Origin of the sequence: Fictibacillus barbaricus (assembly GCF_031457135.1) — a bacterium.
GTDB lineage: Bacteria > Bacillota > Bacilli > Bacillales > Fictibacillaceae > Fictibacillus > Fictibacillus barbaricus_A.
On sequence record NZ_JAVDWA010000014.1, the window covers coordinates 1 to 21932 of the forward strand.

The 21932-nt window shown below is 39.1% G+C and carries 15 protein-coding genes and 2 riboswitches; of the genes, 5 read left to right on the forward strand and 10 right to left on the reverse strand.

Features of this window, described 5'->3' with window-relative positions:
* Nucleotides 1-317: 317 nt before the first annotated feature.
* The 8 genes from J2X07_RS19505 to J2X07_RS19540 form a co-directional block, all read right to left on the reverse strand.
* Complete coding sequence (locus J2X07_RS19505; protein WP_310262780.1) at nucleotides 318-1751, reverse strand: nicotinate phosphoribosyltransferase; 1434 nt, start codon at nucleotides 1749-1751, stop codon at nucleotides 318-320.
* Between the two features lie 174 nt (nucleotides 1752-1925).
* On the reverse strand, nucleotides 1926-3596 hold the full coding sequence (locus J2X07_RS19510; RefSeq protein WP_310262784.1) for a transglutaminase domain-containing protein: 1671 nt from the start codon (nucleotides 3594-3596) through the stop codon (nucleotides 1926-1928).
* Nucleotides 3597-3695: 99 nt separating this feature from the next.
* Nucleotides 3696-4442, reverse strand: a complete 747-nt coding sequence (locus J2X07_RS19515; protein ID WP_310262788.1) for a prepilin peptidase — start codon at nucleotides 4440-4442, stop codon at nucleotides 3696-3698.
* A gap of 162 nt (nucleotides 4443-4604) precedes the next feature.
* Nucleotides 4605-5903 carry an NCS2 family permease gene (locus J2X07_RS19520; protein ID WP_310262791.1) on the reverse strand — a complete coding sequence of 433 codons (1299 nt, stop codon included), beginning with the start codon at nucleotides 5901-5903 and terminating at the stop codon, nucleotides 4605-4607.
* A gap of 113 nt (nucleotides 5904-6016) precedes the next feature.
* A riboswitch (purine riboswitch) is annotated at nucleotides 6017-6118 on the reverse strand.
* Between the two features lie 312 nt (nucleotides 6119-6430).
* Nucleotides 6431-7987, reverse strand: a complete 1557-nt coding sequence (gene guaA / locus J2X07_RS19525; RefSeq protein ID WP_310262793.1) for a glutamine-hydrolyzing GMP synthase — start codon at nucleotides 7985-7987, stop codon at nucleotides 6431-6433.
* Between the two features lie 447 nt (nucleotides 7988-8434).
* Nucleotides 8435-8536: riboswitch (purine riboswitch) on the reverse strand.
* Nucleotides 8537-8576: 40 nt separating this feature from the next.
* Nucleotides 8577-10787, reverse strand: coding sequence for a transglutaminase domain-containing protein (locus tag J2X07_RS19530; protein WP_310262796.1), 2211 nt, complete (start codon nucleotides 10785-10787; stop codon nucleotides 8577-8579).
* On the reverse strand, nucleotides 10774-12051 hold the full coding sequence (locus J2X07_RS19535) for a DUF58 domain-containing protein (RefSeq protein ID WP_310262799.1): 1278 nt from the start codon (nucleotides 12049-12051) through the stop codon (nucleotides 10774-10776). Before J2X07_RS19535 ends, J2X07_RS19530 begins: the two co-directional genes overlap by 14 nt.
* A complete protein-coding gene (locus tag J2X07_RS19540) occupies nucleotides 12048-13025 on the reverse strand; it encodes an AAA family ATPase (RefSeq protein ID WP_310262801.1) in 978 nt (325 codons plus the stop codon). The genes J2X07_RS19535 and J2X07_RS19540 overlap by 4 nt, the downstream gene beginning before the upstream one ends.
* A 230-nt stretch (nucleotides 13026-13255) precedes the next feature.
* Here J2X07_RS19540 and J2X07_RS19545 point away from each other — a divergent pair, with 230 nt between their 5' ends.
* The gene (locus J2X07_RS19545) at nucleotides 13256-14785 is read left to right on the forward strand and encodes an alpha/beta hydrolase (protein ID WP_310262881.1); all 1530 of its coding nucleotides are present in this window, start codon (nucleotides 13256-13258) and stop codon (nucleotides 14783-14785) included.
* Nucleotides 14786-15189: 404 nt separating this feature from the next.
* On the opposite strand, the gene J2X07_RS19550 is transcribed toward J2X07_RS19545, so the two are convergent.
* A complete protein-coding gene (locus J2X07_RS19550) occupies nucleotides 15190-15897 on the reverse strand; it encodes a hypothetical protein (RefSeq protein ID WP_310262804.1) in 708 nt (235 codons plus the stop codon).
* Nucleotides 15898-16648: 751 nt separating this feature from the next.
* On the opposite strand from J2X07_RS19550, the gene J2X07_RS19560 reads away from it, so the two are divergent.
* From J2X07_RS19560 to J2X07_RS19570, 3 genes are all read left to right on the forward strand, one after another.
* Nucleotides 16649-17140 carry a hypothetical protein gene (locus tag J2X07_RS19560; protein ID WP_310262809.1) on the forward strand — a complete coding sequence of 164 codons (492 nt, stop codon included), beginning with the start codon at nucleotides 16649-16651 and terminating at the stop codon, nucleotides 17138-17140.
* A gap of 324 nt (nucleotides 17141-17464) precedes the next feature.
* Complete coding sequence (locus tag J2X07_RS19565; RefSeq protein WP_310262884.1) at nucleotides 17465-17989, forward strand: ECF transporter S component; 525 nt, start codon at nucleotides 17465-17467, stop codon at nucleotides 17987-17989.
* 462 nt (nucleotides 17990-18451) lie between these two features.
* Nucleotides 18452-19633: a DUF4317 domain-containing protein gene (locus J2X07_RS19570; RefSeq protein ID WP_310262812.1), complete on the forward strand. Its 1182-nt coding sequence runs from the start codon at nucleotides 18452-18454 to the stop codon at nucleotides 19631-19633.
* A 304-nt stretch (nucleotides 19634-19937) separates the two neighbouring features.
* On the opposite strand, the gene J2X07_RS19575 is transcribed toward J2X07_RS19570, so the two are convergent.
* Nucleotides 19938-20366, reverse strand: coding sequence for an ASCH domain-containing protein (locus tag J2X07_RS19575; protein ID WP_310262814.1), 429 nt, complete (start codon nucleotides 20364-20366; stop codon nucleotides 19938-19940).
* A 1212-nt stretch (nucleotides 20367-21578) separates the two neighbouring features.
* Here J2X07_RS19575 and J2X07_RS19580 point away from each other — a divergent pair.
* Entirely contained in the window at nucleotides 21579-21863 is a 285-nt protein-coding gene (locus J2X07_RS19580; RefSeq protein ID WP_310262817.1) for a hypothetical protein, read from the forward strand.
* The last annotated feature ends 69 nt before the right edge of the window (nucleotides 21864-21932 follow it).

A 21932-nucleotide genomic window follows, 5' to 3' on the forward strand; every position in this document is an offset into this window, starting at 1 on the left:
CTCCATAAAAGTGTTTGTCTTGCTCGTTTTTAAAACTGACGGAATTAATTCTTAATTCCTTACCTATTTCTTTTGTTCAGTTTTCAAAGAACTTTATCGCGTCACTCTCTTAAAGCAGCGACAAAAACTATCTTACCACATATCTACTATGTGATGCAACATCTTTTTTTAAAAGTTTGTGTGAGTATTTGTCGATAAATATGTAAGAAAAGCAACAACGTTTACTACTATATCAGCGTTTTAGAGGTCCGTCAATTACTTTTTAAAGTTTTTGTAAAAAAACCTCGTTTCATCGATAGAAACGAGGCGAAAGTCAGCTATAACGAGTGCTTTTCTAATAGATTGTTTTTCGTTTCCCATACTTGTTCAGACAGGTCAACAAAGTATTCTTGCGGCTTTAGTCTTCTTAAATGCTGCGGCCAGAACAACTTCAGCTGAGCCCTATGATATTCGCGAATCTCATCAAGCTGAGGCAGATCATAAACTAGCTTTCCTTCTATATAAATAGGATGCAGAAGCTCTTCTGCTTTGAATGAGTGAACAACCTTATTTTTATAAGTATGAACCGGGTCAAAAAGTTTAAGGTCCTTTTCAGGAATTTTCTCGCCGACCATTGTAATGTAGTCAGCTTCTGCTTTCCCTTTATTGTTGATGATCCGGTATACCGTCTTGTAACCAGGTGTCGTTATTTTTTCAACATTAGAAGAAATTTTAATCGTTGGCACATATTCTCCATCCTCGTACTTGGCGACCACTTTATAAACTCCGCCTAGAGCAGGCTGGTCTGAGGCTGTAATTAGCTGGGTACCGATTCCCCAAGATGTAATTTGAGCACCTTGCGATTTTAAATCATTGATTACATCATCATCCAAGTCATTACTCGCCACAATCACTACATCTTCAAGTCCCGCTTCATCCAGCATTTTACGTGCTTCAATCGATAAGTACGCTAAGTCACCGCTGTCTAAACGGATACCTCTCAGAGATTTCCCCTCTTCTTTCATATGAAGTCCCACTTTAATCGCATTCGGGACCCCGCTTTTTAACGTATTGTATGTGTCGACTAAAAGAATACTTTGATCTGGCAGCGTTTTTGCAAAACTTTCAAATGCTTTTTCTTCTGTGTCAAAGTCCTGAACCCATGCATGTGCATGTGTCCCTTTTGTCGGTATGCCGAATAGTTTTCCTGCACGCATATTTGATGTGGCATTAAAGCCGGCAATATACGCGGCACGAGCGCCCCATATCGCAGCATCTGCCTCTTGGGCACGTCTTGTTCCAAACTCCATCAATTGATCGTCTGGAGCAACATGACGGATGCGCGCTGCTTTTGTCGCGATTAATGTCTGGTAGTTCATGAAATTGAGCAAAGCTGTTTCCAGCAAATGTGCTTCAAAGACACGTGTTTTTATACGAATAAGAGGTTCGTTCGGAAAAACGAGTGTTCCTTCTTTAACTGAATATAACTCGCCCGAAAATCGGAAGTTTCTTAGTTCAGCTAGGAACTCCTCATCATATTGTTCTTCTTGTGTTCTTAAATAATCAATATCTTCATCTTTAAATTGTAGATGATTAATATAATGAATAATTCGTTCTAGTCCTGCGAAAACCGCATAACCGCTTTTAAAAGGATTCTTTCGGAAGAACGCTTCAAAAACTCGAACACCATTATGAGTCCCGTTTTTCCAGTGGGCGTACATCATATTGATTTGGTATTTGTCTGTATGTAATGCTAGATCTTCATAACTCATTCAGCGGTCCCGCCTTTCTTTGTTACATTTTTCACTAATTCATTCGCAGTTAAACATGAAAAAATGCCCGGTCTCTCAAAAAAAGACCGGGAAATTACTATTATTATAATTCTATTGTTTACTTTTTGCTTATTTGACGAATTTTAGTATCTCAGACTTTACATACATAGTAACCTAAAACTCCACAGCTTCCTTCGTGTGTGTTTTCTTAAACTCTGCTGGGTTCGGATCAAAGTATTCCATTGTGAATTTTGGTACGAATTTGTTGTTCTGCAGGTAGCCTGAACCCCACGTCGGATCCATCGTCAGCCAGCGTCCATCTACTTTTGTTTCGACCCATCCATGATTTTGGCCCGCATAGCCTGTCACCATTTGAGCTTCCATCCCGCTTGCACGCAATAAGGCAATCGCCAAGTAAGCAAAGTCCTGACAGACACCTTTTTTCTCTGCTAATGTTTTTAAAGCACTATCATCAAATTCAAACGTTCGGTTATTCAGTTTATCTACGTCATAGCTCTCATTTTTTGCGACATATTCATAAATGGCTAACGCTTTATCTTTTTGCGTCTTCTTATTCCTAGTCAATTGTTCAGCTAAACGTTTAATCTGTGGTGCATCTGATTGAATACCTTTTGATGGCAGCGTATATTGCTGATCTTTTGTATTTGTGTTCTCCACCGTAAATCCTGCAACACCTGTAAAGTGCTGAACAAATCCATTCGTCATCGCAAAGTCTGGCACCATAACCGCAACATCATAGTTACCCGGTCCAAACCGCAGAAAAAACTCACCTTCAAATTTATAGTCATTTACCGGAATGGCATACATCGCTTCCAGATCATCTTTTTTCGTCGTTACGAACACAACATTTGTTTTATCAGCGTCAGGAGCATTCGGATCGATGCTTCCTTTTATCTTATATGTTACATCTGTTTTTTCTCCGCCGACTTCCGGAGTTTCAAGGTTGAATCCTTTTTCTTTATAAGCATCTGAATAATGAACAGGTTCGAATTTCTCATTCGATAAATTATCCACGTAAAGAGTTGCTGCTTCCGAATAGTAATTAGCCACTCCTTCTTTTGGTGTCATGATCTTCACTTCATGTACACCTTTTCCATAGTAAAGCGGAATTTTTTTCGAGAAACTTCCACCTTCAACAGGAATGATCATTTTAGTAGATTCATTATCCTTCTTTAACTCAACCATCAGCTTCTCTACGCTTGCATCCTTCACTTTACCGTTCAGTTCAAATGAGCCTTCCTTTTCTATAAATCCATCGAGGCCATTTTCCAACGTTAACCCATGTTCTAATGCAATGTTCGTAAACAGAATGTCCCGCTTCACTTCAGGATTTACGTTTTCTACATCAAACTTCGCTAGTTCATAGAAATAGTCTTTAGCCGTATCACTTGGTAGGCTTACTTTGACAGAGTAATTGCCTTTTCCGTTAAAAAGCTTAATCTTTTTCTCGAATTTCCCTTTTTTAATAGGAGCATAATAACTAAATTCACGCCCGCCAGGTCCATCTTCATCACTTATTACTTCGATCCATGCGTAATTGCTCTTGAAGCCGCTGTATTTTTTAGCTGTCCCTTTAATTAAAACGGTAGAATTAGCGGTAAACTCTTTATACTTGGGGCTGGATAGCGTGGCATCTACTTCATCTGCGTAAGGAAGCAATTTCAACTTTTCCAGCTGATCCCCTTTATTCGCTTCATCAGCTAGAGCCGTATACTTGTCCTTCTTTTCCTCATCCGCTGGTTTAGAGGCTTCTTGATCCACACTGCATGCAGACATAGCAACAATCATTAGAACTACCAGGGCATTCGATATTGTTTTTTTCATGAAGTACTCCTTATATTATGAATCTATTAATTGAATACTATCACTTTCCCTTTAATTACCATTTTATAACTGCACTTCATAAAAAAATGTAAAAATCGTTTAAGAAAATAAGAGAGCTAATAACTCCGCTTTATAGTAATACGTCACCATTGCTCCTATTACTAGGTAGGGTCCAAAGGGAATGGCTGTTTTTCTCGTGTATTTTTTTAGCATTAGTCCCACAATTGCAACCAGTACACCTGTAATTGATGCAATCATTAATGTAAAATAAGTTCCTTGAAAACCTAAAACTAATCCGATTACCCCCATTAGTTTAATATCTCCGCCTCCAATGCCGCCTTTGGAGACAACCGCAAGTATAAACAAAAAGCAGAATCCGAATAAACCTCCCCCAATAGCATCAATCCAGCCTCGATATTCTGTGATAAATAGCAGCACAAAAAACCAGACAAAGAACACGATCATTACTTTATCCGAAATGATGCAATACAAAAGATCTGAAACGAATATGATGGAGCTTAAAAAGATAAGCGAGCATGCAATTAATAGCTCCGCAGAAAATCCGTACTTTATGTAAGAGAACGCAAATAAGGCTCCCGTCAATAACTCAACTGCTGGATAGAGAAATGTGATCTTCTTTCTACATGTCCGGCATTTGCCTCCAAACGCAAGGTAAGAAAGAACAGGAATCAGCTCATAGCCTTTCAGCTGCCTTTCACATGTATCACATTGAGAACGCTCAGTTCCAATCTTCATCCCTTTCGGCAAGCGGTAGCCGACAACGGCTCCAAACGAAGCCAGAACTGTACCTAATACAAAAAACCAAATACTCCACATCGTATCCATCTCTTCTTCTCCCCTGAAAGTCCTTCTAACCATTAATTATAATGAAGACTTTTATATAAAGCATCTATCTATATGGATTATATCGGCTTTGCTTTCTTGTTTTTTTCCTTATACCAAATAAAAGGAATGCCCAATTTGGACATCCCTTTTGTAAGTAATTCTCTATTCGACTAAGAACACGAAGTAGCATATAAAGATGAAGAATAGTACGTACATGATCGGGTGAACATCTTTCCCGCGACCTTTTACTAGCATTGTTACAGGGTACATTACGAATCCTAATGCGATACCTGTTGCGATGCTGTACGTTAGCGGCATTGCGATCAATGTTAAAAATGCTGGGACGGCAATTTCTAATCGTTCCCATTGGATCTTATTCAGAACTCCTACCATCAATACTCCAACGATGATAAGTGCTGGTGCTGTTACTGCCGGTGTTACAACAACCAATAATGGAGAGAAGAAAAGAGCTAATAAGAACAATGCCCCTGTGACAACAGAAGTGAATCCGGTACGTCCGCCAGCTGCTACACCCGAAGCTGATTCGATGTAAGCTGTTGTAGAAGATGTTCCTAAGATTGCTCCAACAGCGATCGCTGAAGAATCAGCAAGCAATGCTTTTCCTGCACGAGGCAGTTTGTTGTCTTTCATGATGCCTGCCTGTGATGCAACAGCCATGAGTGTTCCTGCTGTATCAAAGAAATCAACGATGAAGAAGGTTAAAACCACTACAAGCATCTTAACAGTGAAAATTTGATCAAAGTGCTTGAAAGCTTCACCAAAAGTGGGTTCTAAACTTGGAACTGCTCCAATAATCTTATGAGGGCTGTCGATCAGTCCTGCAAATATACCAACCACCGCTGTAATGATCATGCCGAAGAAAATACCACCGCGGATGTTGCGGATCATCATAAGAATGGTTACAACAAATCCGAAGATCGCCAGCAATGTATTGCCTTGTGTTAAGTCACCAAGTGAAACAAGCGTTGCTTTATTTTGAGTGATGATGCCAGCATTTTTTAATCCGATAAAAGCGATAAAGAGACCGATACCTGATGCGGCAGCAAACTTTAAATCTTGCGGTATAGCGTTAATAATCGTTTCGCGAATCTTAAATAATGTAATAAAAATAAAGATGATTCCAGACATTAAAACACCTGATAAAGCGGTTTGCCAAGGAATGCCCATCACTAAAACGACGGAATACGCGAAAAACGCATTAAGTCCCATACCCGGAGCAAGCGCGATCGGATATTTAGCGATGATTCCCATGATCAATGTACCGAGTGCGGCAGATAGTGCAGTTGCCGTGAATACAGCGCCTTTATCCATACCTGCATCTCCGAGAACCATTGGATTTACGAATAAGATGTACGCCATGGAAAGAAACGTGGTTAGACCTGCTATTGCTTCTTTTCTGTATGTTGTGTTGAATTCTTTAAAGCCAAAATACCGTTCCATCTCTTACTCCCCCTATACATATCCACGTGATAATAAAAAAAGCTCATGGGACGTGCCCATGAGCCTGAATACGAAAAGGTTAAAGAAACGGACATATGCAAAAAACATACACCAGCATTTCATTAATCCTTCGTAGTCAGACCATTTACGGCAGTCTGGTAGAAACTTTCGGGCCATATCCCCGATATTATACGTAGGAAAATCATTTATTATTTATTTACATTTTGATTATAGGTCGAACTTTGTCGCTCGTCAACTATTTATCCGAATGTTTTTATATTATTTTACTATAATCGTTCGTGTTTTCTTAATACTGTTCTTGAAAGTGGTTGATTTCCGTTACAGGATGCTCGCTTTCCGCGGGGCGGGCGGTGAGCCACCTTGGCGCTTCGCACCCGAGGGGTCTCACCTGTCCCGCTAATCCCGCAGGAGTCTCGCACCTTTCACTCCAATCAACTTGTCAAAGAAGAGAATGAACAATAAGCCAAAATTAACAATAATCTAGAAATGAGCCTTTATTAATATTACTATTCCCACTCGATTGTTGCTGGCGGTTTAGATGTAATGTCGTACACGACGCGGTTGATGTGATCTACTTCGTTAACGATACGAGTAGAGATTTTTTCTAATACATCATAAGGAATGCGTGCCCAGTCAGATGTCATTCCGTCGATGGAAGTTACGGCACGAATACCGATTGTGTAATCATACGTACGTGCGTCACCCATAACACCAACACTGCGGATGTCAGGAAGAACCGTGAAATATTGCCATACATCGCGCTCTAATCCTGCTTTTGCGATTTCTTCACGCAAAATGAAATCAGATTCACGAACGATTTCTAATTTTTCATCTGTAATCGCGCCTAAAACACGGATACCGAGCCCTGGTCCTGGGAAAGGCTGACGCCAAACGATGTGCTCTGGAATCCCGAGCTCCGTACCTACAATACGAACTTCATCTTTGAACAATGTGTTAAGCGGCTCGATCAACGTGAACTGCATGTCTTCAGGAAGACCGCCAACATTGTGGTGAGACTTAATCGTTTGAGCTGTAGCCGTACCGCTTTCAACGATATCTGTGTAAAGTGTACCTTGTGCAAGATAATCGATGCCTTCAAGCTTTGATGCTTCTTCATCAAATACATAAATAAATTCGTTTCCGATAATTTTACGTTTTTGTTCAGGATCAGAAACACCAGCAAGCTTGCTTAAGAAACGGTCTTTCGCATCTACTTTAATGATGTTGATGTTGAAGCCTTCGCTGAACGTTGTCATAACTTGATCTGCTTCATCTTTACGCAGAAGACCATGATCAACAAAAATACATGTCAGCTGATCGCCAATTGCTTTATGAACCAAAACAGCAACAACAGAAGAGTCTACTCCGCCTGACATGGCACATAGAACTTTCTTATCGCCAACGATGTCACGGATCTTTTGTACTTCGTCTTCGATCCAGTTTTCCATTGTCCAGTTTCCTTCACATTCACAAACCGCATAAACAAAGTTCTTCAAGAACTCAGTTCCGTACTCTGAATGACGAACTTCTGGGTGGAACTGGCAACCATATAGCTTACGAGATACATCACTCATCGCAGCAACCGGGCAAGAAATGCTCGTCGCATCTGTTACAAATCCTTCAGGCGGCGCAACAACAAGGTCACTATGGCTCATCCATACGATCTGTTGCTTTGGAAGCTCATCATATAGTTTGTTTGGATTCGTAATTGTGATTTCTGCTTTACCGTACTCTCTATGGCTGGCGCGTTCTACTTTTCCGCCAAAGTGGTGGCTCATCAATTGCATACCGTAGCAGATTCCAAGCACAGGAATACCAAGGTCGAAAATCGCTTCATCACATGCTGGTGAACCCGCTGCATAAACAGAGTTCGGTCCTCCAGAGAAAATGATCCCTTTCGGATTTAATTTCTTAATTTCTTCCGCCGTTGTCGTGTGCGGATGCAACTCACTATATACTCCTAAATCACGGATACGGCGTGCAATCAATTGATTGTATTGTCCACCAAAATCTAACACCACGATCATTTCACTCGTTACGTGCAAATCATTCGTCACGTCCATGTACTCACCCCATCTATTATTGTCAGCTATAGTATCCGTCAGCTTGTCTTTCTTTACACTATCAAAAAGAATAACTTGTTAACTTATTGTTAAACGACGCAGCAAACAAGTTAAAGCAGATAGTATAAGTGCAGCTAAGGCTGACTTAAACTGCATGGCGTCAGCCAAGTTTTCTTTATAAAAGGCAGTTCCGCAATTTTTGTTGTTTTTGAAAGTTGTTGATCTTCGTTTCAGGATGCTCGCTTTCCGCGGGGCGTGCGGTGAGCCACATTGGCGCTACGCACCTTTAAGTGTCTCACCTGTCCCGCTGATCCCGCAGGAGTCTCGCACCTTACACTCCGATCAACCTGCATAAGCAACAATTATTTAGAAAAAAGCCTTATAAAAGAAAAAATCCCACCTCTGTTTTCACACGAAAAACAAAGGCAGAATTCTTTATTTACAACTATAAAAGAATCCTGCCTTCATAGTCAGGTTATTTTCGGCAACCCGGTAGAGACTCTCGAACCTTATTATCGAGGATATACGAAGGAGAATATGATCTGACGCTATAATCTTAAAGACATTCTAACAATGCCTGCTATAGCGGTCAAGGGCGGATCCTTTTAATTAAATTTTCCCACAATTCACGATGGAAATCGTTCCATAAATCACTTCGCTTATTTGGACCGAATTGCACGCCTTCATAAGCTCTCGCAAGGATTTTCATGTCTTTCGAATCGAGCGACCGATCCACATGCAGTGCGTACTCTCTTAATGTGCTGGCAGGCTGTCTTTTAATACCGTACACGTGAAGCAGCCAAAGGAGTTTCTCGAAAGCTTCTTCAAAGGTGTCTGATCCATTTTTCCGTTTGTAGCGCCAAATCGTGTATTGGCGCAGCCATTTTTTTCGGAATAAAAAGGCGAAAAGCGCTGTTAACGCTAAAAGAATCAAAAGACCAACAAGGAAATAACCCATCATTTTCATGAGCGATACAGACTTTGTACCGTTAGAACCTGATTTTGTACCTTCATCCAAATTCTTCTCTGGTTTTTTTGTTTCCTTCGGGACCGGTGCAGCTGCATTCGTGCTGCTTTTCTTAACATCTTGCGGCTGAACTGGATTTGTAAATCCGCGTGTCGGTTCAAAAGGCACCCAGCCGATTCCTGAAAAATAGACTTCGACCCATGAGTGTGCGTTTGCATTTGTTACGGTGTATTCTCTTTTGCCATCCTTCGTCATGCCTTCAAACGTTCCAGGCGTAAAGCCTTTTACCCAGCGTGCAGGAATGCCTATGGACCGCAGCATAACAATCATCGTAGAAGAAAAGTTATCACAATAACCTTTTTTATCTACAAATAAAAACTGGTCGACATAGTCTTCATTTTTTTTCGGAACAGCCACGTCGATCGTATTGTACCCATAACCGTTTTTAGCAAAATACTCTTCTACCGTTTTTACCTTTTCATAGATCGTTGGCTGATCGGCAGTAATCTTGCTGGATAAGTCTTTTACCCGCTGCGGAAGCGTTTTTGGCAGCTGTAAATAATTATCCGTAATGTAGGATGGATATTGATTGGTCGACGCTTTCATTTGTTCTTCTTTTAATACAGGAAGTTCATAGTCCATCGTATACTCAGAAAGCTTCACTGCCCGTTCCTCTTGAAAGGTAAGGGTTTTTCCTGAAACACCGTCAAATTGAAAAACGGTTGACGGATCTGCAACGATTTTTGTTAACTTGCCTGGGATCATCAGAAACGGGTATTCTTTTCCGTCCATAGGTTTAACAGTAGCTGTCTTTTTCTCCATCTCAATGCCATCTTCCCAGATTCTTGTGTAATTTGTCTGAGAGGCAGATGGCTGATTCGCATCTAATGAAATCACTTGAATCGGAATTTTGTTCTCCCACCCTTTTCCGGTGTAAAATTCCTTCGTCTCAATTCTCCAATAATGCCGGCCATTATCATTCGAAGTAAAAATAGGCGTATAGTCAAACTCAAATGGTCCGCCAAGCTGCGAATCATCTGTTCCATACCCGATCTTGGAAACGCTGCCTTTTCCACCCGGCCCGTCTTTTTCGTTTCCTTTGTCCGACATGTTTTTAATAAACGGAACAGGATCTGGCCAGATCGGCGATGCTTTTGGTGCCACATAGCCTAATGCTGATGACAAAGCGATAACACCAGAGAGCGGTGCTACCCACAAAATCGGAAACTTTCCTTTTAACAAAGAAAATCCTTCTGTTTCTATAATCTTCATCATTCTTAATATACCAGTCAGCAGCAATCCCACAAATACAGTCCGGATGATTGCGAACTTCCCATCATAAACCGTGAACGTATCCAAAAGGGAAATGTAAATGACCGTTATCAAAAAGAATAAAAAGATTCGTCTCGTCTGAATCAGCCAATAATGCATCAAATATCCGATCAGCCATAACAAAACGAAAAATAATAAAGACCTGCTGAGTGAAGTCATCTCGTTCCATTTTTGATCAGAAAGCAGGTTCAAGTTAAATTTAATATCATCGATTAAATACGGAACCCACTTAAAGGATAGAAATACATCAAAAAAGTATAGAGAATGCAATGCGTAAAAGAGTGCCCCTAATTTGACCGGAAAGGAAATCCAAAACGGAAGCTGAAAGTATGTGACGATAAATAAAAATAAGGTGTACATGACAAAGATTTGAATATCGTCCGTTGTCGTTAAGTCCTTCAGCGGTCTCAGCCATTCCCATAATAAAAGAAATCCTAAGCTGTATAGAACAAGCGTATGCAGTGTCGATTGCTTCTGCTCAGTATTATTAGATTGAGGCATACATTCCACCTGCCTTCAATGACTCACTAAAGTCAGAACCGATAATCGGTGTTGTCGGAATTCCAAACTGCCTGATTCGGTTAATAAATGTTAGTTCCTGTCCATTCAACCTCTGATCTAAGGTGAGATGAAAGAAAATAACGTTCGTTTGCTGTCTGGCACTCAGCAACTCGAGTGTTTTCACAGTATACTCGGTAAGTCTTGGCGAGATAATCAGCGCTGTTTTCCCTTCCATATATCCGACCATATACTCCTGCTTAAGACGCTCTTCAAAAATTTCTTCAACATCCGCTTTTACTTTTGCAAGTTCATGAAAAATGCGCCATTCCTGTTCAACACCGATATTCATCTGTATTCCTTTCCCTTTGAACGGATGATAGCCGATCGATCCGCCTTTAGAGATGGAATAGTGAACGAGAGAGGCAGCAAGTGAAACGGCACGTTCAAACAGCCAATCATTCGTTCCATAGCTTTTTTCGCAATGATCAAGCACAACAACAAAATCATCATTCCGCTGCTGTTCAAACACTTTCGTTAACAGTTTGTTTGAGCGCGCACTTGCTTTCCAGTGAAGCCAGCTCATTTTGTCGCCGGCTGCATAATCCCGCACACTTACAGTAGACGTATAGTCAGTAAACGACCGCTTCCCTACTTTCTTCATGCCGGTTTGAAGCATTTTCCCCGTTTCCCAGCGTTCGATCTCCTGATATTGCGGATATACAAAAATACGATCTTGAATGGAAACAGTCGTACTTTTTAAAACAAAACCAAAAATATCTCCCGTTCTCACCATGATTTCGTCAAACTTAAACAAGCCCCTTGGTGCCGGGTTGATCGTATACGAATATTTCAGGCGTTTTCGAAAAAGAGGGAAAAGCAAGATCCGTGATTGAACTTGATGGGCATTTCCGTCATATCGAGCTTCCCGCTTTAAACTCTCAGGAATTAAGTCCTCTACAACGAGGTAAAACAAAGGAAAGTTACTTCGGCGTGTGAGAGTAATCGTAACGGTGATTTCTTCTCCAGCCATTAGTTTATCTTTTGAGATGACTCTATCGATTTTCAGCCAATGTATCGGATAAAAAGCCATCAGAATGGAATACATAACGACAGGGAGCACACTGTAAAATAAGAACCAGCTTACGAATCCCCCCTGAAACATAGCAAATGAAAATGTAATCAGTAATAAAATAATGATCCCTGAAAACCCGATCGGTGTTTTAAAACGCTCCCAAAAATATTTGAGAATTGCCTTCACTTTCATCGCGCATGCTGTTCCTTATGAATAGGTGCTGGCACACGAGCCAAAAGTTCATCAATGACTTCTTGGGCAGTAACACCTTCAAAACGGGCTTCGGGTTTTAACAGCACACGATGTACCAGAACAAACGGTGCCAAATATTTCACATCATCAGGGATTACAAAATCACGATTCATTAATAGTGCATAAGCTTGTGCCGCTTTTAACAGAGAAAGCGATCCACGCGGACTTACTCCTAAAGCAATCGATTTATGATTACGTGTACGGTTAATTAAGTCTACGATATATCGCTTAATCGAATCCGATACATATATGTTTTTCACAGCCGTTTTCAGTTCCATAATTTCTTCTTGTGAAATGGCTGGTGTCAGCATATGGATCGGGTGTTCATTTCCTATTATGTTCAGCACATTAAACTCTTCTTCCGGTGTTGGATACCCCATTGTCAGTTTCATTAAGAAACGGTCGAGCTGTGCTTCTGGCAGCGGATATGTTCCTTCATATTCGATCGGGTTCTGAGTCGCCATAACTAAGAATGGATCAGGCAGCATGTGTGTCTGTCCATCTACTGTCATACTTTTTTCTTCCATCGACTCTAATAATGCCGACTGCGTTTTAGGCGATGTACGGTTGATTTCATCAGCCAGCACAACATTACCAACTAACGGACCTGGTCTGAATTCAAAGGACATGTCTTTTTGGTTATATATCGATACACCTGTCATATCGGATGGCAAAAGATCTGGTGTAAATTGTATACGGTTAAATGTTAGACCGAGGGATTTTGCGATTGCCCGGACCATCATTGTCTTCCCCACTCCAGGTACGTCTTCAAGCAGTACGTGTCCCCCTGCTAATAAGGAAACCAGCGTTAATTCTGTAACCTTTTTCTTACCTACCATTACTTTTTCTACATTTGCAATAACGCCTCTTAGCTGCGGGTGATATTCAAACGAATAATCTTTTTTTGTACTCATGATAGACTCCCCTCTAACATTTCTGTCTCTCTCTTTCATGTAATAACGTTCTTTCTACTTAAATTCGCATCAGAGTAATGATTTTCCTTGTTTTCTTACAAAAAAAGAGAAAATTCGGGAAATATACATCTGGTGCTTTATTAAAAATGACAATAGGCTCATGTTTGTCTAGATAAAAAGAAGTAAAATAAAGTGAATTTACAATAATTTACTTTAGGAGAGTGGTTAATCTGAAAGTAAAAATGTTAGCTATTACAATGGCTTCGTCTTTGTTTTTTTCCTTTGATCCTTCTGCCTTTACAGCAACACGTACACAAGCTGCAGAAACAGACACGATCATACCAGGCGCTCATTCTCTGAAACAAACCTATTTTAATGGGGAGAATGGCAATTGGCTGACAACTAAAAACCCTTCGCAATTTCAACAAGCTACTTTATTCGGAAATATCGGCTTAACTCCCTATAACTGGGGTAATGCTTCAGCAGGGACAGGCTGGCACAAAATGTACGCGCCTGCTCCTATTACAGGGAACCAGGTAACCGGGGCATTTGATGATGCTCAATTTGTTATACGAGTTCCTGACGATTGGAATGGAAAGCTGGTCGTTTCCGGTATTCCCGCAACACGCAACGAAACCTCGACTGATCTTCTCTTCAGTGATTTTGTGTTAGAAAAAGGCTTTGCATTTGCAGCGGTCGATAAAGGAACTCAAGGTGAAACAGACCCGAATGATCCGTTGGCAAAAGTGAAAAACGCGTTAATTTCCGAAGATGATAGTGTCGCGGAATGGAATATGCGGTTTCGTCAGATTACAAAAGCAGCTCAAAACTACTTAGAGCAAAATTACGACGATAAACTTATTAATCCTAAAGATCAATCCAACCCAGCAAGCTATTTAATTACCGATTCCCACCAAGTTCCAACTTATGCAATGGGAATATCAAACGGCGGATATGTTGTTCGTTTTGCACTCGAAAACGATGCTCCTGAAAAAACCGGAGAACCTCGTCTTTTTGATGGAGGTGTTGATTGGGAAGGCGTATTATGGACTGAAAAAACACCAAATTTAATCAGTTCGTTAACAACAGTCGTTAACAATGCCCAAAACGCTCTTTATGGTGAAGGCAAGGAACATGAAAAAGCAATGAAGGAAATGTATAAAGCGGGTCTGCCAAAGGGATCAGAAAAACTTTGGGCTTATCATGATCAAGTGTATTGGTTTGTATCTCTTAATATTTATCGAGACCATTTTGATCCGGAAGCTCCTGGCAGAATCGATTGGAGAAATTACTTAAACTTTATTAATGGCGTCAGGGACCGATCATATGATGATATATTCAAAGATTATCGTTATGTAACACGTCCAAAAGAAGTGAAGGAAAACATAAAAGAGATTTCAAATACTGGTGATATCGACGTTCCATTAATCTCGATTACGGGTTCACTCGATTCTCTTATTTTCCCTGAGATTCATGCGGAAGGCTATCAAAAGCTAGTTAAAAAAGCTGGAAAACAAGATTTGCACCGGCTTTATACAATAGAAAACGGGAATCATGTTGACAGTCTTGTATGGAATCAAGCAACCGACTCTGATAAAAAATTGCAGCCATTACTCCCTTATTCCCATCAAGCATTTGATATGCTAGTAGATTGGGTGGAAAATAAGAAACCAGCACCAAACAGCAAATTCTATAATGCTCCAACTAATCCAGTTAAGGTCATTGATTTAGTTACTGGTGAAGAAAGAGATCCGCGTTAATGAAAAGAGCCTTAGCAGAACAAATCTGCTAAGGCTCTTCTCTCTATCAAAGCGATAATGTAGACATGAAGTATATAATATAAGTTCAAATTATGGATTTGATTGTGATTTTGTCGATATGTACTCATAATTTGTAGATATTTCTCGGGAAATGTTGAAAGTCTAAAATAATGAGATCATTAATTTAAAGTTACGTATCGTGTATCGATACAGCAATTTAGATTGATTTTAAAATCTAGGGATTTACCTGTATCGCTTATCGCTATAACCTTTACTTTACAAAGTTATGTACATATCGCCCGGCGATATGGCATACGCCGATCATCTGCTGAACTATTCTTTCAGATGCTTCAGATGCTTATTTGCGTTCCTTATATAGATGTGATTAATTGAGAACTGTCACCTTATTTTCGAAAAAACGAGAAAAAACCACCCGATTTTCCCTTTGATTTTTGTATCGCCTCTTCTAACCGTTTATTAAAATCATTTTGTAAACGCCATTCTGTTTTTTGTTCGTCCCGCAAGTTTTGTATTTCTTTTTGCAAGACCTCACTTTTATGTTTTTCTTGCTCCAGCAAAGTTTCGTAATGATTTTTTTGCTGCTCGGTTAATTTTTCGATTTTCGCATTCGTTTTTTGCGCTGCATTTCCAACAGTAGCTCCAATAACATGATGATCTTGCTGCAGTCGGGAAACCGTTATTTTAAGCTGTGACATATCGTTTGTCAGCTGGGCATTCATTTCACGAGTAGCCGCGAGTTCATTAGCTAAAACCATTAAGACCTCTTTTAATTGATTAGGGTCTTGTGGTAAATTTTCATATGTATCGGGTAGCGCTATATCGGTTTGATTTGTATCTTCTAATCTTTCTTTCTGCTGAATGACAAGATCTTTAGCTGTATCATCCAAAGGCTTGTCCGTATCGCGGAGCGCTATAAGTGATTCGATGTCAGATTGAACAAAGATACGGCGATCACCGTCTTTTAAAAACTCATATCCATTCCGCTCTAAAATTTGTCCATACTTTCGAACAGTAGGAGTTGCAATCCCAACTTCTTCTGCCACTTCCTTGGAAGAGTAAGCTCGTTCATTCGGTTGTATATCGCGTCGCATATCGCACCTCCCTTTCCTTTAAATATGAGGGTTTTTTTATGTATTTGCAAGTCATATCGCCTGACGATATGAAGCTATAGAAGTCTATTTGCCGCTTTTATATGATTTCGAAGCTATTATTAGCGATACGTCTATTTCACATAAATTTATACCAAGTAATCGCCATCACATTTTTTATCTAGTAGTTTTGTACTCATTAAAAAAACCGCCAAATAAAAATGTGGCGGCGTTAAACAAGTTTGATTGTTTTGATAGTAAATGCTATGCAGATTTCGCTTTTTCCATCTGTCTGCTTGGTGAGTTCCATATTTCCGCCCATATTTTCACAGCCGCCACCAAAATAATGACACCGAGAACCAGCATGATCACTGATAGTACCGCATTCAGTATGTTGTAACACGGATTTTCTCTTTTCTATCATGCTCTTGATGAACAATTTGACGAAATGATTTCATTCTAGAAAGTAAAAAGCCACCATGACGAGAATGCCTGCCCGCTCAAACATTAAAGGCAAAAGCTCAAACAGTATAATCCCCTCCTTTTAAAAAAAACACCTTGTGTGCCTACCTTAAAAAACCTAATGATATATTTAGTATTTGTCCATTTTGTCACACTTACCTCTCTTACTCATAGCTTACTGAACATTTTCTAACCTTAATGGGTATCTACACAGTCCTTTAGGTATTAACCTACATATTGTACATAGAAATCACCTGCTGTTTTAGAGGTTTTAAGCATTGGAGGTATGTGTATGACAAATTTTTATTCTTTCCGTGGAACTATCACTATGATTAGTGATTTTTATACTGGCCAAGAAGGTGAAGGAGAAGGCTGTAATAAATTAATATCTATTGAAAACGAATCGGGAGCAATAGTAAATTTTGTAGTATCACCTTCAACTTACTTTGTAGATCATGTAATGGTGGCAATAGGAGATCGCGTAACTGGATATTATGATGGGAATGCACCTGCTATTCTTATTTACCCTCCACAATATCAAGCACTTGTCATGGTAAAAGATAGTCCATATCAGAATGTAAAAGTAGATTATTTTAATAATCAGTTGGAGAGTAGTGATGGACAATTAAAATTAAATATCTCTCCATATACTCGAATTGTATTAACTAATGGGCAAGCCTTTTCAAAAAGACCCGCGAACCGTGATCTAATTGTGATATATGGGGCAGTTACACAAAGTATCCCCGCCCAAACCACACCATATAGAATAATAGTTTTGTGTTAAATACACAAAAAAACCGTTCTTTTTGGCTGTATCGTCTAAGTGTTTGGCCATATCGTGTAACGATATAAGCGCTACGATGTCAGATTGAAATATCATATTCGCACTTAACATTACTTCTCAGGTCGATCCTCTTTTTTGCTCAAAACGAAGGTTTCAACCTCTTTTTGAAAGTTATATCGCCAGGCGATACGCAGTAAAAGGTTGCACCTTTCTGGGATTTATCGCCTTTTTTTGATTCCCTATTTTCTAAAGCATGAGAGACAGATATAATAGATGAGTAGGATTTACTGAATGATATTACGTAAAAAAGAAAGAGGTTATTTTGTGAATACAACTTACTCATCGATAGAAACAACTAAAACCAAGGCATTAGTTATCACTGCCCTTTTTATCGCTTTAACTCTTGTAGCTACTATGTTCATTAACATAAAGCTTCCGATCATGGGTAACGGTGGTCTGATCCATCTCGGAAACGTTCCTTTATTTGTCGCAGCATTTGTTTTCGGCAGAAAAACAGGTGCTATTGCGGGCGCTTTCGGTATGGGGATGTTTGATCTTTTCTCCGGCTGGACTGTGTGGGCGCCATTTACTTTTGTTATTGTAGGAACGATGGGCTTTGTAGCAGGTCTGATATCGGAAAAAGTACCTGGTAAAAGAGTGATTGTAAATTCAATGGCTGTTGCAGCAGCACTTCTTATTAAAATCGTAGGCTATTATTTTGCCGAAGTTATTCTTTATGGGAACTGGATCCAGCCATTCGGATCAATTCCGGGTAACATTTTGCAGGTTGTGATCGCTGGTATTATTGTAGTGCCGCTAGTAGCGCGCATTAAGAATAGAGCGATATAGTTATTAAATATTCACCCCTTAGAGCAGATCTTTTTAAAAGATGCTTTAGGGGGTTTTTTTTGCACTTTTTTGAAGGTATTTAGCAGCTTTTTTGGCATTAATCTACATGTGCAAGTTGATTGGAGAGCAAGGTGCGAGACTCCTGCGGGATCAGCGTGACAGTCCGAAAAGCGGATGCGGTTTGATCAGCCCCGACAAGCAAAAGGTAAATGGGCTAAGAAGGCGCTTTTTGCCTTCATGACCATTAAACTTTTGACCTCGAGGGGCTAACCGCTGCTGCTAGACAGGTGAGACACTTAAAGGTCGTAGCGCCAATGTGGCTCACCGCATGCCCCGCGGAAAGCGAGCATCCTGGAGCGGAGATCAACCACACCGTTTCAAAGAACACCCGTATGTAAAACGTTTTATGTTAAACTCAAGGATGGAAGCTATACAATTAAGCACTTAGGAGTGTATGTAAGCATGAACAAAAAAGATGTAGCACAGATTCGAAAACAATTTAAAAAAGATAACGATTTACTGAAGATCTCCAGTATTTTTAATGTATATATCATGAAGGAATCCAGCGATATCTACCACCACCAAAGCCAGCCTTTTGAATTGCTTGATGATGAGCAGCAAGAGCTCTTTCTAAATAATTTTAAGAAATTGCTTGGCGGAAACTTAGATGAAAAGCTTTTTGAATTAAAATTTAAAAGGGATGCGGAAAACAGCAGCCAGCTCATTTTGCATCAAGGCATGCTCAGCAGTGATGTAGAAGACTGGAATGAGCGCATGCTGCAAATGGTTGGTAAAATGCTTTTGACCCGGCAATACGAAAAGGATATAGTCATTACTTTTATCCGCGGTGAATATTACAAGCCAACGAAACGGCGTAATGATGAGGCGGAGGAAAGTGAACGAGACACCGTTTACTCTTTCCCCTTTATTCTTTGCAGTATAAACAATACAACAGAACCAAAAAAGGAATTGCTTTTTGATTATGTGGAAAAAGAGTTTAAGTACAATTTTGTGGTCGATCCTGTCATCAATCTGAATGCACCGATCGGAGGATTCCTCTTCCCTTGTTTCACAGATAATGCAGCAGATGTGAACCACATTCTGTATTCAGCCGGAAAAGTTCATGAGCCCGATTATGAATTCATCGAGCAAGTGCTAAATGGTGAAGATATCATGACAGCAAAAGATGATAAGATCGTGTTTGAAGAAATCATTAAAGACGTTACGGGAGATCAATTAAATACCTCCACGCTCTCCAATGTGTATGAAGAGATTCATAGAATGATAGAAGAAAACGAAGAGGAAGAACATCCTAGGCTAGACTCCACGGACGTGGAGCGCGTATTAAAAGCGAGCGGCGTGGAAAATATCGATACAGAAAAAGTAGAAACCGCCTTCCAAAAAATAATCGATGACAACAAATACGAGTTCAAAGCAAGCAGCGTCGTACCGAAATATAATTCCAAATCGATTAAAATCAATACGAAGGTAGCCAACATTTCGATCAGCCCGCAAGATTTAAGATACGTCAAACAAGTGCAGCTTAGCGGAAAACGTTACCTTATGATTGAAGTGGAAGAAGATACGGTGATCGAAGGCTTTACGATGATTCCAGAGGCTTTTGGTGAAAAAGTAGAGAAATAAAAATTAATAAATAGAAAAAGCTTCTCACAAGTTTGTTCAACTTATGAGAAGCTTCTTATTTAGTTTCATAGTAGCTGTAATGATTCCATTAAAGTTGGAGATTTTCCTTTTTGGTAAACGAAATAACCTGCTGGTATTGACCATTTCCTCTCTCCCTATCAAAACATTGATTTTGTATTTAATTAAACAATAATGTCCTTTTTAATTATTTTCTTTTTTAATTTCTTGGCATTCAGTTGGTGGAAATTAATTTATTCAGTTGGTTTTTCATTAAAAATTAGTATGTTTCTCCCAATTTAATCAACTAATTTAAATCGTATTCCCATAAACCCAGTTTTCCTTTTGCTGGTATAAAATTGATTAACAATTCCTTATTGGAAACTTCCCAAACATAGTTCCCTACTCTAAAATCCCCTAATAAATAATCATTACCCCTGACTATACGTCCATCCTCCAATACTGCATATCCCTGGGCGTCTTCTGTTACCTTTAAACAATTAATTAGGTTACATACACCAATAATCATACCTTTAGGTAGATTCTCTTTGTTGAGTCCGTGTTCACTAAGAAGGTGCTGAATATTCTTGTTATTACAAGCACTGTTATCTATCTTTTTACTTGTATGGATTGCTAAAGAACCACGATAGTTAGTTTTCCAAGTCCTTGTCTCATATTGTGCTTCATTTAAGATGAAAAGGGAGGCCCAAGGTTGAATCATTGAAAGCACCTTCATTTGAGAAATGCTCCTTTTAAAAATTTTCAATTCTGCATCTAACTTAATGCATGCTTAATATATAGCCGGCGTAATTAATCTTTTTGTTATTTTCATGAGCTAATTTTATCCCGCTGCATTAGATTTTATACAATATCAACATAAAATTTCATTTGCAGCTTTTTTTTAATCAGCAATTAATAATTTCCCATAGATATAAAGATGATAGAGTTCCATATGGTTCCCAAAGAATTGATTTTTGTTGTCATAGGATCTTCTTGTTCATTATTTAGCCATTTTGCAGGACGTTGAAGTCCAATATCGCCGAGAGATAAAACATCCATTCTCTTAAGGGAGAATATTCTGCGTGACTGTTACTCCCCGAAAAATCTTGTTCCACAATTTGCTTCATAAACACAAAAAAGACTACCTCCAATTTAGGAAGTAGTCTTCTTCAGAAATGGTACTTCGATGTAAAGTGCCTTGGGGGCAGATTACATCATGCCGCCCATATGGTTTTATGCAACAATATCTTTAACTTAGGTAGAAGAAAGTCCCGTCAGATCAGCATTATGTATGCATCAAGTATATTATCTTTAACCTTGATTTATTTCGTTTTATTGGACTTCGTTAGCAAAATGTTAGCATGTTGTTAGCAATCGATGTTTTGCAGTTAACTTGATGTCTCTTAAACAGAGCGGTGCAAATTCTGTTTGCATCGCTTTTTAAATTCCATATGTGTGGGGTTAATTGACAACACAAGCGATGTTGGTGGTTATTAACTTCTAAGTTATATTGAAATGCTTTGTTAACTACAGTTCAATAAATATAAAATTTAAGGAGATTTTGATATACAATGAAATTCTGGAAAGATATGAACGAAGAAAATCTTTATGAAATATGATGCAGGTTTCCTGCTACTCCTCCTTCAAAAAAAGAAGAGCCAAGAATCAATGTTCCTGCGCTAAGTAAATCCTGCAGAAAACATGGATAAGATTCTGAGGTATTAACTAAAGAAGGATTGGTGCAATTTTGTAAATAAGTCTATCCCAGGTTTTAATATTCCCTTAAAAACATTACGTAAATAACCTGACCATTAAAAATTGTAGATGTTTTTTTCACTGCCAATAAATTAAAAATAGTATTTTTTTCATAAAATTCATTTAAATGTAAAATGAATATTGTATGATGTTTACGTAAGTAAAATTCTTAAAAAAATGGAGTGAAATTTTAATGACCGAACTACAAACTTTTGCAAATGCATCTGGTGCTTGTGTTGAAACTAGTTCAGGTGTTTTAGTTACTATTGCTGTGGCTGGTCCAACTAATGAAACAAGTGAAGGCACTATTATTGGGGTTGCATATCAAGGGAAAAATGTTGTGTTTAGACTTTCTTCAAATAAAAAAATTAATGTTAATAAAATACAAGATTTGAGCGAATTACCTGATAACATAACAAAAGAAATCCAGAAAGTAGTGGACGAATGGAGTAATAATAGTCGTCTCGAGCTTCAATAATACTTCTGAAAAAATCATATAGCGTTTACAGTATTTAAACAAAAAGCAACCTTTATCTTCTTATCTAAT

Bases quoted from the DNA above. Each gene is read 5' to 3' on its own strand.
- J2X07_RS19505 (WP_310262780.1), bottom strand. From the start codon at position 1,751: ATGAGTTATGAAGATCTAGCATTACATACAGACAAATACCAAATCAAT.
- J2X07_RS19510 (WP_310262784.1), bottom strand. From the start codon at position 3,596: ATGAAAAAAACAATATCGAATGCCCTGGTAGTTCTAATGATTGTTGCT.
- J2X07_RS19515 (WP_310262788.1), bottom strand. From the start codon at position 4,442: ATGGATACGATGTGGAGTATTTGGTTTTTTGTATTAGGTACAGTTCTG.
- J2X07_RS19520 (WP_310262791.1), bottom strand. From the start codon at position 5,903: ATGGAACGGTATTTTGGCTTTAAAGAATTCAACACAACATACAGAAAA.
- guaA (WP_310262793.1), bottom strand. From the start codon at position 7,987: ATGGACGTGACGAATGATTTGCACGTAACGAGTGAAATGATCGTGGTG.
- J2X07_RS19530 (WP_310262796.1), bottom strand. From the start codon at position 10,787: ATGCCTCAATCTAATAATACTGAGCAGAAGCAATCGACACTGCATACG.
- J2X07_RS19535 (WP_310262799.1), bottom strand. From the start codon at position 12,051: ATGAAAGTGAAGGCAATTCTCAAATATTTTTGGGAGCGTTTTAAAACA.
- J2X07_RS19540 (WP_310262801.1), bottom strand. From the start codon at position 13,025: ATGAGTACAAAAAAAGATTATTCGTTTGAATATCACCCGCAGCTAAGA.
- J2X07_RS19550 (WP_310262804.1), bottom strand. From the start codon at position 15,897: ATGCGACGCGATATACAACCGAATGAACGAGCTTACTCTTCCAAGGAA.
- J2X07_RS19560 (WP_310262809.1), top strand. From the start codon at position 16,649: ATGACAAATTTTTATTCTTTCCGTGGAACTATCACTATGATTAGTGAT.
- J2X07_RS19570 (WP_310262812.1), top strand. From the start codon at position 18,452: ATGAACAAAAAAGATGTAGCACAGATTCGAAAACAATTTAAAAAAGAT.
- J2X07_RS19575 (WP_310262814.1), bottom strand. From the start codon at position 20,366: ATGAAGGTGCTTTCAATGATTCAACCTTGGGCCTCCCTTTTCATCTTA.
- J2X07_RS19580 (WP_310262817.1), top strand. From the start codon at position 21,579: ATGACCGAACTACAAACTTTTGCAAATGCATCTGGTGCTTGTGTTGAA.